The sequence below is a fragment of the Streptomyces sp. NPDC001970 genome, from assembly GCF_053594115.1.
On record NZ_JBSFDW010000021.1, the window covers coordinates 1 to 13,934 of the forward strand.

5 protein-coding genes, 1 tRNA gene and 1 rRNA gene are annotated in these 13,934 nt (G+C 69.3%); 6 read left to right on the forward strand and 1 reads right to left on the reverse strand.

The window, feature by feature from the left end; genetic code table 11:
* Together rrf and ACWCP0_RS24080 are read left to right on the forward strand one after the other, a co-directional pair.
* Positions 1 to 84, forward strand: a 5S ribosomal RNA gene (rrf, locus tag ACWCP0_RS24075); the annotation flags it as partial.
* A 171-nt stretch (positions 85 to 255) separates the two neighbouring features.
* A tRNA-Thr gene (locus ACWCP0_RS24080) sits at positions 256 to 328 on the forward strand.
* A 59-nt stretch (positions 329 to 387) separates the two neighbouring features.
* On the opposite strand, the gene ACWCP0_RS24085 is transcribed toward ACWCP0_RS24080, so the two are convergent.
* The gene (locus tag ACWCP0_RS24085) at positions 388 to 3,039 is read right to left on the reverse strand and encodes a SpoIIE family protein phosphatase (protein ID WP_451080866.1); all 2,652 of its coding nucleotides are present in this window, start codon (positions 3,037 to 3,039) and stop codon (positions 388 to 390) included.
* Positions 3,040 to 3,309: 270 nt separating this feature from the next.
* On the opposite strand from ACWCP0_RS24085, the gene ACWCP0_RS24090 reads away from it, so the two are divergent.
* The 4 genes from ACWCP0_RS24090 (at position 3,310) to ACWCP0_RS24105 (ending at position 13,917) form a co-directional block, all read left to right on the forward strand.
* Positions 3,310 to 8,835 (forward strand): HAMP domain-containing protein, encoded by a 5,526-nt coding sequence (locus ACWCP0_RS24090; protein ID WP_451080867.1) that lies wholly within the window; start codon positions 3,310 to 3,312, stop codon positions 8,833 to 8,835.
* 306 nt (positions 8,836 to 9,141) lie between these two features.
* Positions 9,142 to 9,822 (forward strand): response regulator, encoded by a 681-nt coding sequence (locus tag ACWCP0_RS24095; protein WP_451080868.1) that lies wholly within the window; start codon positions 9,142 to 9,144, stop codon positions 9,820 to 9,822.
* A gap of 248 nt (positions 9,823 to 10,070) precedes the next feature.
* Positions 10,071 to 12,848 carry a DNA translocase FtsK gene (locus tag ACWCP0_RS24100; protein WP_451080869.1) on the forward strand — a complete coding sequence of 926 codons (2,778 nt, stop codon included), beginning with the start codon at positions 10,071 to 10,073 and terminating at the stop codon, positions 12,846 to 12,848.
* Positions 12,849 to 13,074: 226 nt separating this feature from the next.
* Positions 13,075 to 13,917 carry a helix-turn-helix domain-containing protein gene (locus ACWCP0_RS24105; protein ID WP_451080975.1) on the forward strand — a complete coding sequence of 281 codons (843 nt, stop codon included), beginning with the start codon at positions 13,075 to 13,077 and terminating at the stop codon, positions 13,915 to 13,917.
* Positions 13,918 to 13,934 lie beyond the last annotated feature (17 nt).

Genomic DNA, 13,934 nt, shown 5'->3' on the forward strand with positions numbered 1-13,934 from the left:
TACATTTCGAACCCGGAAGCTAAGCCTTTCAGCGCCGATGGTACTGCAGGGGGGACCCTGTGGGAGAGTAGGACGCCGCCGAACAATTATTGGGGGAAGCCCCGGACCTTGTGGTCCGGGGCTTTTCTGCGTTCAGGCTCCAACCCGCCCGGCGATCCTCCGAAGTGATGCCCTGCCAGACGAGGTTTGGTGCACACGTCAGTTCGGGGTATGCTCTGTTGCGTTGCCGCGCGGGAGACCGTGAGAGTGCAACAGGCCCCTATAGCTCAGTCGGTAGAGCGTCTCCATGGTAAGGAGAAGGTCAACGGTTCGATTCCGTTTGGGGGCTCAGGACTGCAAAAGGCCCCCGCCTCACGGCGGGGGCCTTTTGCGTACCCTGACGCAAGCTCAGATTTTCTGCGGCTCCGGGACGCGCATCGCGAGGATCGCCATGTCGTCCGAAGCGGGCTCGGCCGCGAAACGCTCGACCGCGCGCAGGATGCGTGCCGCGACCGCGCCGGCCGTCAGGCCCGTACAGGTCGTCAGAACGTCGACGAGGCCGTCGTCGCCGAGCATGCGTGTGCCCTCGCGGCGTTCCGTGACGCCGTCGGTGACGCAGAGCAGGACATCGCCCGGGTCGAGGGTGACCGTCTGCTCGTACAGCTCCAGGTCGTCCATCACGCCCAGCAGCGGCTGTGGCTCGGCCGCGGGCTCCACAGTGCCGTCCTGGCGCAGGCGCAGGGGAAGAGGGTGGCCGGCGCAGACGACCTTGAGGAGCGCCGAGCCGTCCTCCTGGGGCCACAACTCGCCGTACAGGAGCGTGAGGAAGCGGCTGCGGGCGCCCTCGTCGAGGATCGCCGCGTTCAGTCGCTCCAACACTGCCGGGCCGCCGAAGCCCTCGCGGGCGAGCAGGCGCAGGGCGTGGCGGGCGAGGCCGGTGACCGCTGCGGCCTCCGGGCCCGTACCGCAGACGTCGCCGATGGCGAAGCCGTACGCGCCGTCGCGGATGGGGAAGAGGTCGTAGAAGTCGCCGCCGACCTCGTTGCCTTCGCCCGCCGCGCGGTAGATGACCTCGACCTCGACGCCCGGGATCTGCGGCAGGCCGGGTGGGAGCAGGCTGCGCTGCAGCGACTGACTGATGGCCGTGCGCTCGGAGTAGAGGCGTGCGTTGTCGAGGGCGAGGGCCGCTCGGCGGGAGAGGTCCTCGGCGAGTTCGAGGATCTCTTGGCGGAAGTGGTCGTCGGAGGGCTTGCCGAGGGTCAGCATGCCGATGACGCGGTTTCGGGCGACGAGCGGGAGGACGACGGTCTCGCCGCCCACCGCGGATGCGGTGGCCAGGGTCGCATTGCTGCCGGCGGACAGATAGGTGGTGCCGAGGCCCAGTTCGCGCATCGAGGTGCGCAGCGCGGCCTTGTGGGCGGCTTCGGCCGGGGCGGTCCATACGCGGGCGCCCGGGGTCGGCACCGGGTCCGGAGGCGCGATCCTGGAGAGGAGTGCCTTGAGGCCGTCGATGCGCTCCTCGTCCTCGTGGAGGACGTACGAGAGGTACGGGTCCGACGCCTGGTCGGCGATCGTGTAGACCGCGCACCAGGTGGCGAGAGTGGGCACCGTCATCTGGGCCATGAGGGCCAGGGTCTGGTCGCGGTCGAGCGTGCCGGCCAGCAGGTCGGAGGCTTCGACGAGGAAGCTGAGGGAGCCTCGGCGGAGCCGTTCCAGCTCGCCGAGGCGGGCGGACTCGACGGCGAGCGCGATGCGGTCGGCCGCGAACTGGAGGCGCAGGGCCTCCTCGTTGGAGTAGCGGCCCGCGGATTCGGCGGCGACGCCGAGCGAGCCGGTGAGGCGGCCCTCGACCTTGAGCGGCACGGTGACGACGGAACGCATGCCCGTGCCCGCGAGGAGCGGGACGGCGCCGGGTACGGCGGTGAGGTCCTCGTGGACGGCCGGCATGCGCGCCGAGCCGTAGCGGCCGGTGCCGGCCTCGACGGGGACGCGGGCGAAGCGCTGGCGGGCGGACGGGAGGCCGGTGGTGGCCCGGACCTCGAGCTCCGTCTCGTCGTCGGTGGCCAGCAGCAGGAACGCGGAGTCGCCGTCGAGCATGTCGCGGGCGCGCTCCACCGTGCGCTGGAGGAGGCCGTCGAGGTCGTCGGGGGCGGGAGAACCGATGAACAGTTCGAACGGGTCCGAGCTGCGGCTCTCGGATCCGCCGTCGGTGGAAGGGGTGCGCAGGGGCGTCTGCAGGACCGCGCGCTCGTAGTCGCGGACGAGGAGGCAGACCGTGGATGCCTCGCCCTGCGTGTCGCGGACGCGGAGATGGGAGGCGTACACGGGGACGACGCGTCCGTCGGCGTCGCGAAGTCCGTAACTGCCCTCCCAGCGGGAGAGTTGGAGGGCCTCGGCGATGCCGGTGCCGGTGCCGGGGGTGTGCGGCCAGGCCGCGAAGTCGCCGAGGGGCTTGCCGAGGACCTGGTCGGCCGCGTAACCGAAGAGGTGCTCGGCATCGTCGTTCCAGGAGCCGATCGCGCCGTTCCGGTCGATCTGGACGACGGCGACGCGGACGCGTTCGTCGGCGACGGGCAGGAGGTCGGCAGGGAGGACCGGGCCCGCCGAGCGGGTACCGACCTGGCGCTGCGGCATGTCGAGTTGGAACCAGACCTGCTTGTGGGTCGGCGTGTACTCAACACCCCAGCGGGCGGCGAGGGCGGCGCAGAGCAGCAGTCCCCGGCCGTTCTCGCGGTCGGGATGGGCGAGGGTCCTGCCGGAGCCCTGGAGGGGGATCTCGCGCTCGGGGTAGCGGTCGGCGACCTCGACCCGTACGCCCTCGTCGGTCCGCAGGCAGAGCACGTCGGCGGCGGTTCCGGCGTGGATGACCGCGTTGGTGACGAGTTCGCTCGTGAGGACCACGGCGTCGTCGACGACGTCGGAGTACCCCCAGCCCTGGAGGGTGTCTCTGACAAAGGCGCGGGCGGTCGCGACGGACCGCCCCACGGGGTCGAAGCTGGCGGCCGCCCGCGCGGTGATCACAGAAGTTTTCGTACGCGTCTCGACGCCCGGCTCTGCCATGGTCGGTGCCTGCCCCTCCCGGTGCCCGGTGGTAGTCCCTCGCTCCGTCCCGTCCGCGCCGGGCTACCGGGGCGGTTGGACAGCCGGATGCCAGGTTACTTACCTTCACTGTCCGAGCGGATGCCGGTCACCGCCGTTTCCGCCCACAAAGGGCGGGGACGCTATGCGAAGCTGCCGAACTGTTATGGCCTGGTTCGGCTGTGGTGAAACACTGGGAAAGCTTCCTGAGTCAGCACGAGCATGACGGTCGACCCCTGTGGGAGGGACACGGTGGAGTCTGGTGCAGCAGCGCGGGTCACTGGCACGCGCGCACAAGGCGGACAGTCCCGGAGAAATCAGCCACGTGGGGGGACGACGGCGGTGGACACCGCCGCTCTGAACCGGCTGCTGGCGGCGCTCGTCGCGATGCGGGACGGGAACTTCCGCAAGCGGCTGACCGTCTCCGGCGACGGTGTGATGGCCGAGATCGCGGCGGTGTTCAACGAGGTCGCCGACCGCAATCTGCATCTCACGGGTGAGCTGGCGCGGGTGCGCCGGGTCGTCGGACGTGAGGGAAAGCTCACGGAGCGGCTGGAGCCCGGGGCCTGCGAGGGCTCCTGGGCCGCCGCCATCGACGCGTCCAACGCGCTGGTGGACGATCTGGCCCGACCGGTGTCCGAGGTCGGCAGGGTGCTGTCCGCGGTCGCCGAGGGCGATCTGCAGCAGCGCATGGAGCTCCGGTCGCACGGGTCCGAGAGCGACGGCTCGGTGCGGCCGCTGCGCGGTGAGTTCCTGAAGGTCGCGCGCACGGTCAACAATCTGGTCGACCAGCTGTCGGCGTTCACCGATGAGGTGACGCGGGTCGCACTGGAGGTCGGCACCGAGGGCAAGCTCGGCGGCCAGGCGCAAGTGCGAGGTATGTCCGGTTCGTGGAAGGATCTCACGGATTCGGTCAACACCATGGCGTACCGGCTGACGGCTCAGGTGCGTGACATTGCTCTCGTCACGACGGCGGTCGCCAAGGGCGATCTGTCGCGGAAGGTCACCGTCCATGTGGACGGCGAGATGCTCCAGCTGAAGAACACCGTCAACACGATGGTGGACCAGCTGTCCTCGTTCTCCTCCGAGGTGACGCGGGTCGCGCGCGAGGTGGGTACGGAGGGCGAGCTCGGCGGCCAGGCGGTCGTCCCGGGCGTCGCGGGTGTGTGGAAGGACCTCACGGACTCCGTCAACACGATGGCGGGCAATCTGACCTCGCAGGTGCGGGGCATCGCCGAGGTCACCACGGCGGTCGCGAACGGCGATCTGTCGCAGAAGGTCACGGTCAGCGCGCGCGGCGAGGTGGCGCAGCTCGCCGAGACCATCAACCAGATGACGGAGACGCTTCGTACGTTCGCGGACGAGGTGACCCGGGTGGCGAGCGAGGTCGGCGCCGAGGGCCTGCTGGGCGGTCAGGCGCAGGTGCCGGGCGCGGCGGGGACGTGGAAGGACCTGACCGACTCGGTCAACACCGTCTTCCGCAACCTCACGACACAGGTGCGGGACATCGCGCAGGTGACGACGGCGGTGGCGAACGGCGATCTGTCGCAGAAGGTCACCGTCGATGTCGCGGGCGAGATGCTGGAGTTGAAGAACACCGTCAACACGATGGTGGACCAGCTCCAGTCGTTCGGTTCCGAAGTGACCCGGGTGGCCCGTGAGGTCGGCGTCGAGGGCCGGCTCGGCGGCCAGGCCGAGGTGCCGGGCGCGGCGGGGACGTGGAAGGACCTCACGGATTCGGTCAACACGGCGTTCCGTAACCTGACCGGCCAGGTGCGGGACATCGCGCAGGTGACGACGGCGGTGGCGAACGGCGACCTGACGCAGAAGGTCACGGTCGACGTGGCCGGCGAGATGCTGGAGTTGAAGAACACCGTCAACACGATGGTGGCGCAGCTGTCGTCGTTCGCCGACCAGGTGACGCGGATGGCGCGGGACGTGGGCACGGAGGGCCGGCTCGGCGGCCAGGCCCGCGTCGACGGTGTGTCCGGTACGTGGAAGGAACTCACCGACTCCGTCAACTTCATGGCGGGGAACCTGACCTCGCAGGTGCGGCAGATCGCCCAGGTGACCACGGCCGTGGCGCGCGGTGACCTGTCGCAGAAGATCGACGTGGACGCGCGCGGCGAGATCCTCGAGCTGAAGAACACCATCAACACGATGGTCGACCAGCTGTCGGCGTTCGCCGAGCAGGTGACCCGGGTGGCCCGCGAGGTGGGCACGGACGGGCGGCTCGGCGGTCAGGCACAGGTGCCGGGCGTCGCCGGTGTGTGGCGCGATCTGACCGACTCGGTGAACGGCATGGCCGGGAACCTCACCGCCCAGGTGCGCAACATCGCCCAGGTCGCCACGGCCGTGGCGCGCGGTGACCTGTCGCAGAAGATCGACGTGGACGCGCGCGGCGAGATCCTGGAGCTGAAGAACACCCTCAACACGATGGTGGACCAGCTCTCGAACTTCGCGGAGCAGGTGACCCGGGTGGCCCGCGAAGTGGGCACCGAGGGCATCCTGGGGGGCCAGGCCGAGGTACAGGGCGTCTCCGGCACCTGGAAGGACCTCACCCAGTCCGTCAACTTCATGGCGAACAACCTCACCTCGCAGGTGCGCAACATCGCCGAGGTGACGACAGCGGTCGCCAAGGGCGACCTGTCCAAGAAGATCACCGTCGACGCCAAGGGTGAGATCCTGGAGCTGGTGACGACCGTCAACACGATGGTCGACCAGCTGTCCAACTTCGCCGACGAGGTGACGCGAGTCGCGCGCGAGGTGGGCACGGAGGGCATCCTCGGCGGCCAGGCCCGCGTGCGCGGCGCCACGGGCATCTGGAAGGACCTCAGCGACAACGTCAACACGATGGCCGCCAACCTGACCAGCCAGGTGCGGAACATCTCCCGGGTGTCGTCCGCGGTCGCCAACGGCGATCTGACCAAGAAGGTGACGGTCGAGGCGCGCGGCGAGGTCGCCGAGCTCGCCGAGACCGTCAACACGATGGTGACGACGCTGTCGTCGTTCGCGGCCGAGGTGACCCGGGTGGCCCGCGAGGTGGGCACCGAGGGCGAACTGGGCGGCCAGGCCCGCGTCCCGGGCGTCTCCGGCACGTGGAAGGACCTCACCGAGTCCGTGAACTCGATGGCGTCCAACCTCACCGGTCAGGTGCGCCAGATCGCCACGGTCACCACCGCCATCGCCAAGGGCGATCTCACCAAGAAGATCGACATCGACGCCCGCGGTGAGATCCAGGAGCTGAAGAACACCATCAACACGATGGTCGACCAGCTGTCGTCGTTCGCCGAGGAGGTCACGCGAGTGGCCCGCGAGGTGGGCACGGACGGCATGCTGGGCGGCCAGGCGCGGGTGCGGGACGTCGACGGCACGTGGCGCGACCTCACCGAGTCCGTGAACGAGATGGCCGGGAACCTGACCCGGCAGGTGCGCGCGATCGCCGCCGTCGCCACCGCGGTGACCCGCGGCGATCTCAACCTCAAGATCGATGTGGACGCGGCGGGCGAGATCCAGGTCCTCCAGGACAACATCAACACGATGATCGCGAACCTGCGCGACACCACCCTCGCCAACGAGGAGCAGGACTGGCTGAAGGGCAACCTGGCCCGTATCTCCGGTCTGATGCAGGGCCGCCGCGACCTCGAGGACGTCGCCTCGCTCATCATGGGTGAGCTGACGCCGGTGGTCTCGGCCCAGCACGGCGCGTTCTTCCTGGCGATGCCGACGGGCGGCGGGGAGCTCGGCGCGGACGGCGACGGCTCGTACGAGCTGGTGATGCGCGCCAGTTACGGCTACTCGGCGGGCTCGATGCCCACGTCCTTCCGGCCGGGGGAGACCCTGATCGGGACGGCCGCCGAGGAGAAGCGGACCATTCAGGTCAATGTGCCACCGGGCTATCTGAAGATCTCGTCGGGTCTCGGCGAGGCCTCGCCCGCGCATGTGGTCGTGCTGCCGGTGCTGTTCGAGGGGACGGTCCTCGGTGTGATCGAGCTGGCGTCGTTCCAGCCGTTCACCCAGATCCAGCGCGACTTCCTCAACCAGATCGCCGAGATGATCGCGACGAGCGTCAACACCATCAGTGTCAACACCAAGACCGAGGTGCTGCTCAAGCAGTCGCAGGAGCTGACCGAGCAGCTGCGCGAGCGCTCGGAGGAGCTGGAGAACCGGCAGAAGGCACTCCAGTCCTCCAACGCCGAACTGGAGGAGAAGGCCGAACTGCTGGCCCAGCAGAACCGCGACATCGAGGTGAAGAACACCGAGATCGAGGAGGCGCGGCAGGTGCTGGAGGAGCGGGCCGAGCAGCTCGCGGTCTCCATGCGCTACAAGTCCGAGTTCCTGGCGAACATGTCGCACGAGTTGCGCACCCCGCTCAACTCGCTGCTGATCCTCGCCAAGCTGCTCGCCGACAACGCCGACAGCAACCTGACGCCGAAGCAGGTCGAGTTCGCCGAGACGATCCACGGCGCGGGATCCGATCTGCTCCAGCTCATCAACGACATCCTCGATCTGTCGAAGGTCGAGGCGGGCAAGATGGACGTCAGCCCGACCCGTATCGCGCTGGTGCAGCTCGTCGACTACGTGGAGGCGACGTTCCGGCCGCTGACGGCGGAGAAGGGGCTCGACTTCTCGGTGCGGGTCTCGCCCGAGCTGCCGGCCACGCTGCACACCGACGAGCAGCGACTGCTCCAGGTGCTGCGCAATCTGCTGTCGAACGCGGTGAAGTTCACCGACACCGGGGCGGTCGAGCTGGTGATCCGGCCCGCGAACGCCGACGTGCCGCAGTCGATCCGGGAGCAGCTGCTGGAGGCGGGTTCGCTGCGTGACGCGGACGGTGATCTGATCGCCTTCTCGGTCACCGACACCGGTATCGGGATCGCCGCCAGCAAGATGCGCGTCATCTTCGAGGCCTTCAAGCAGGCGGACGGTACGACCAGCCGCAAGTACGGCGGTACGGGCCTGGGGCTGTCCATCAGCCGGGAGATCGCACGGCTGCTGGGTGGCGAGATCCATGCGGCGAGCGAGCCGGGCCGCGGTTCGACGTTCACGCTGTATCTGCCGCTCCACCCGAGCGAACTGCCCCCGCAGGGCTACCCGCAGCTCGCTCCCGGTGCCGATCCGCAGTTCGCCCGGCTCGACGATCCGGCGGCCGTCGAGACCGGTCCGCAGGAATCGCAGCACTCGCACTCGCAGCGCACCGCGAGCGCGCCGCCGTCGAACGTCGACGGGCACGCCGCCGGCTCGGCGACGCTCTTCCGGCGCCGCCGCAAGGCACTGGGCGGCATGGACCTGAGGTCCGCTCTGCCCGGCCAGCCGGCAGGATCGCCGGGCCCGGTGCAGGACTCGTGGGCCGGGCAGCATCCGCAGGAGGCCGGGGGCGAGCCGCGGCGCACCTTCGAGTTCCACAGCGAGAAGGTGCTCATCGTCGACGACGACATCCGTAACGTCTTCGCGCTCACCAGCGTGCTGGAGCAGCACGGGCTGTCCGTGCTGTACGCGGAGAACGGGCGCGAAGGCATCGAAGTCCTCGAGCAGCACGACGATGTGACGGTCGTACTGATGGACATCATGATGCCCGAGATGGATGGATATGCGACGACGACGGCGATCCGCAGAATGCCGCAGTTCGCCGGACTGCCGATCATCGCGCTGACCGCGAAGGCGATGAAGGGCGACCGGGAGAAGGCGATCGAGTCGGGCGCGTCCGACTACGTCACCAAGCCGGTCGACCCTGATCATCTGCTGTCGGTGATGGAGCAGTGGATGCGCGGAAAGTGACGAGGGTTGGTCGCGGGTGCATCACGGTCTGATTGCGGGCTGTGCGAGTATCCGCGAGTTGCTGACCGGCTGTGGCCGAAGGCGTGTGAGGAGGCGCTGTCCGGGGAACCTTCTGGTCTCCTACCGCGTTTCTGCTACGTGCACAGTGACATCGCGGTGACAGGGTGTGGCGACGGGCGGGGTGCGGCTACCATGACCGGCACAAGGACGGGCGACGCAAGGGAGTCGTCCCCTGGGGCGGCGCCCGGTGCTTCCCCCGGCTCGTCGAGCTGGGGTGACCCCAAGCCGGGGCGAGGAGGGCGAGGCATGGTGCAGAAGGCCAAGATCCTCCTGGTCGATGACCGGCCGGAGAATCTGCTGGCGCTGGAGGCCATCCTCTCTGCGCTCGATCAGACGCTGGTACGGGCATCGTCCGGGGAGGAAGCGCTCAAAGCGCTGCTGACGGACGATTTCGCGGTCATTCTGCTGGACGTCCAGATGCCAGGAATGGACGGATTCGAGACCGCCGCGCACATCAAGCGGCGGGAACGGACCAGGGACATCCCGATCATCTTCCTGACCGCGATCAACCACGGCCCGCACCACACCTTTCGCGGGTACGCCGCGGGCGCGGTGGACTACATCTCCAAGCCGTTCGACCCGTGGGTGCTGCGCGCGAAGGTCTCCGTCTTCGTCGAGCTGTACATGAAGAACTGCCAGCTGCGCGAGCAGGCCGCGCTGCTCCGGCTCCAGCTCGAGGGCGGCCACGCGGGCGCCGGTGACAGCAAGGAGCCGGCCGGCCTCCTCGCCGAGCTCTCTGCCCGGCTCGCGGCCGTCGAGGAGCAGGCCGAGGCGCTGTCCAAGCAGCTCGACGACGAATCGGCGGACGCCGCGGCGGTCGCCACCGCCGCTCACCTCGAGCGCAAACTCACCGGCCTGCGCAGGGCGCTGGACGCCCTGGAGCCGGGCACGGGCAGCAGCGCGCCCACGCTCCCCTCGCAGAGCTAGGGGCCCCCGACAGGGCCAGGCCCGATCCGGAGGACGGGCCTCTCGACCCCGTCCTGCCGTTCCGGTGCCACCTCGGCGCCATCGGCCGGACGGATCATCGGCCGGGCGGGACCGGATTGCCGCGTGTACGTGTGTTGTACGCCTGCCGCTTGAGGAAACGTCAGTTCCGGGTCCAGTAAGGGCGACACGAACGGGTGAAGCGGTGGGCACACGTGTCCGCCGCCGTTCACACCGGTAACCTCACCACCATGGCCTCACGTACGTCCGGCAAGGGTTCCCAGGGCACGGCGGGCACCGCAAAGCCGCGCGCCGGCCGTACGACTGGCGCCGCGAAGAAGGCGGCACCCGCCAAGAAGACCACGCCCGCGAAGAAGACCGCGGCCAAGAAGACCACGCCCGCGAAGAAGGCGCCCGCCAGGAAGACGGCGGCGAAGAAGCCCGCGCCCAGGTCCGCACCCAGCCCCACCGGCGGCGTGTACCGGCTCGCACGCGCCGTGTGGCTGGGCGTCGCGCACGCCCTCGGCGCGATGCTCCGCGGCATAGGGCGCGGCGCCAAGGGACTCGACCCCGCGCACCGCAAGGACGGCCTCGCGCTCCTCCTGATCGGCATCGCCCTGATCGTCGCCGCCGGCACCTGGTCCCATCTGCGCGGCCCGGTCGGCGACCTCGTCGACATGCTCGTCACGGGCGCATTCGGCCGTCTCGACCTGCTCGTGCCGATACTGCTCGCCGCGATCGCCGTACGGCTGATCCTCTACCCCGAGAAGCCCGAGGCCAACGGGCGTATCGTCATCGGCCTCTCGGCCCTCGTCATCGGTGTGCTCGGCCAGGTCCACATCGCCTGCGGTTCGCCGGGCCGCGGCCAGGGTTCGGAGGCGATGCAGGACGCGGGCGGGCTGATCGGCTGGGCCGCCTCCAAGCCGCTGATCTTCGCGATGGGCACGGTCCTCGCCGTACCGCTGCTGGTGCTGCTCACCGTCTTCGGTCTGCTCGTCGTCACCGCGACCCCCGTCAACGCGATCCCGCAGCGGCTGCGCGGGCTCGGGATCAGGCTCGGCCTCATCGACGCGCCCCACGAGCCCGGCGAGGACGGCGGGGACGACGACGAGCGGTACGACGACCAGTGGCGCGACGCCGTGCCCGCCAGGTCCTCGCGCCGTCGTGGACCGTCTTCCGGGGCAGACGTGTACGACGCCGAACTCGTGGAGGAAGAGGCGCTCTCGCGGCGCCGGGGGCGCAGAACCTCCGTGCAACCCGCCGCCCTGGAGCGGTCCATGGACGCGGTCGACGTCGCCGCGGCCGCCGCGGCGGCCCTCGACGGGGCCGTGCTCAACGGAATGCCCCCCTCACCGGTCGTCGCCGATCTGACCCGGGACCTCGCCGCCGACCGGCTGCGCGCCGTCGGCCCCGTGCCGGGCGCACGGACCGGGCAGTCCGAGCCGGGTGTCCCCGTACCGGATCAGGGTGTCTCCGTACCGGATCTGACCAAGTCCGCGCCCGAGGAGCCGCAGCCGCTCCCGCCGCGCGCCGAGCAGCTGCAGCTGTCCGGTGACATCACCTACTCCCTGCCGTCGCTCGACCTCCTGGAGCGGGGCGGACCGGGCAAGACCCGCAGTGCGGCCAACGACGCGATTGTCGCCTCGCTGACGAACGTCTTCGCGGAGTTCAAGGTCGACGCCGCCGTCACCGGCTTCACCCGCGGGCCGACGGTCACGCGCTACGAGGTGGAGCTCGGCCCGGCCGTGAAGGTCGAGCGGATCACCGCGCTGACCAAGAACATCGCGTACGCCGTGGCCAGCCCCGACGTACGGATCATCTCGCCGATCCCCGGCAAGTCCGCCGTCGGCATCGAGATCCCCAATTCCGACCGCGAGATGGTCAACCTCGGCGACGTGCTGCGGCTGGCAGACGCGGCGGGGGACGACCACCCGATGCTGGTGGCGCTCGGCAAGGATGTCGAGGGCGGCTACGTCATGGCCAACCTGGCGAAGATGCCGCACGTCCTGGTCGCCGGTGCCACCGGCTCCGGAAAGTCGTCCTGCATCAACTGCCTCATCACCTCGGTGATGATGAGGGCGACCCCGGAGGACGTCCGGATGGTCCTCGTCGACCCCAAGCGGGTCGAGCTCACCGCGTACGAGGGCATTCCGCACCTGATCACGCCGATCATCACCAACCCCAAGCGGGCCGCCGAGGCGCTCCAGTGGGTCGTCCGCGAGATGGACCTGCGCTACGACGACCTCGCGGCGTACGGATACCGCCATATCGACGACTTCAACCAGGCCGTCCGGAACGGCAAGGCCAAGGCGCCCGAGGGCAGCGAGCGCGACCTCCAGCCGTACCCGTATCTGCTGGTGGTCGTCGACGAGCTCGCCGACCTGATGATGGTCGCCCCGCGGGACGTCGAGGACGCCATCGTCCGGATCACGCAGTTGGCGCGCGCGGCCGGCATCCATCTGGTCCTGGCCACCCAGCGGCCATCGGTGGACGTCGTCACCGGTCTGATCAAGGCGAACGTGCCCTCCCGGCTCGCCTTCGCGACCTCGTCGCTCGCCGACAGCCGCGTCATCCTCGACCAGCCCGGGGCCGAGAAGCTGATCGGCAAGGGCGACGGCCTCTTCCTCCCCATGGGGGCCAACAAGCCGACCCGTATGCAGGGCGCCTTCGTGACCGAGGAGGAGGTCGCGGTCGTCGTTCAGCACTGCAAGGACCAGATGGCCCCGGTCTTCCGGGACGACGTGGTGGTCGGGACGAAGCAGAAGAAGGAGATCGACGAGGACATCGGCGACGACCTGGATCTGCTCTGCCAGGCCGCCGAACTGGTCGTGTCCACTCAGTTCGGGTCGACGTCCATGCTCCAGCGGAAGCTTCGCGTCGGCTTCGCGAAGGCCGGCCGGCTGATGGATCTGATGGAGTCACGGAACATCGTCGGACCCAGCGAGGGGTCCAAGGCGCGCGACGTTCTGGTGAAACCTGATGAGCTGGATGGAGTGCTTGCCGTGATCCGTGGGGAGTCTGACTCGTAAGAGATGTCATAAAGGATGACGTACGGGATTGTGAGGCAACCGTTTCCCTTGGTTGTACGTCAAGTTGGGTGGAGGGACGGGTTCGTGTCCGACTCTCTCGCTGTCGGGCCGTGCTGTCCGGCCATACAGATGGCGTACAAACGGCACCCGCCCGGTTGCCCCACCCTTTCGTACCACCCCTAGACTGAACATCCAGCAGGTGGCTACACGCTCGAAAGGCGCCCCCGTGTCCATCGGCAACTCCCCCGAAGACGCCCGGCCTTCCACCGAGGACGACCGGCCCTCGATCGGAGACGATCTGCCTTCGATCGGCCGCTCGCTCCAGCAGGGTCGGATCGATGCAGGTCTGACCGTGGACGAGGTCAGTACCTCCACCCGTGTCCGTGTCCCCATCGTGCAGGCGATCGAGCAGGACGACTTCTCCCGCTGTGGCGGCGATGTGTACGCACGCGGGCACATCAGGACGCTCGCGCGCGCCGTTGGACTGGATCCCGCCCCGCTCGTCGCGCAGTACGACGCCGAGCACGGCGGCCGGCCTGCGCCCACCTCCGCTGCGCCGCTCTTCGAGGCGGAACGTATCCGCCCAGAGCCCAGGCGGCCGAACTGGACCGCCGCGATGGTCGCGGCGATCGTCGCGGTCGTCGGTTTCGCCGGCTTCACCCTCTTCAACGGTGGGGACGACGCCAAGAGCGGAAAGCAGGTCGCCGAGGGCCCGGCCCCGGCGAAGACCACCCCGAAGCCGACCCCGCCCCAGCCCGCCACCCCCAAGCCCGCGCCCTCGGAGAGCGCGATCGCCGCTGTTCCGCAGGACAAGGTGACGGTGAAGCTGACCGCCATCGACGACAAGAGCTGGATCTCCGCGAAGTCCGCCAACGGAAAGCTGCTCTTCGACGGGCTGCTCCTCGCGGGCGAGTCCAAGACGTTCCAGGACGACGAGCGCCTGGACCTGATCCTTGGCAACGCCGGCGCGATCGAACTGTTCGTGAACGGCAAGAAGGTCGAGGACAAGTTCGAGCCCGGGCAGGTCGAGCGGCTGTCGTACTCGAAGGGCGACCCCGAGGCCGGCTGACCCGGGGCGGGGTGGTC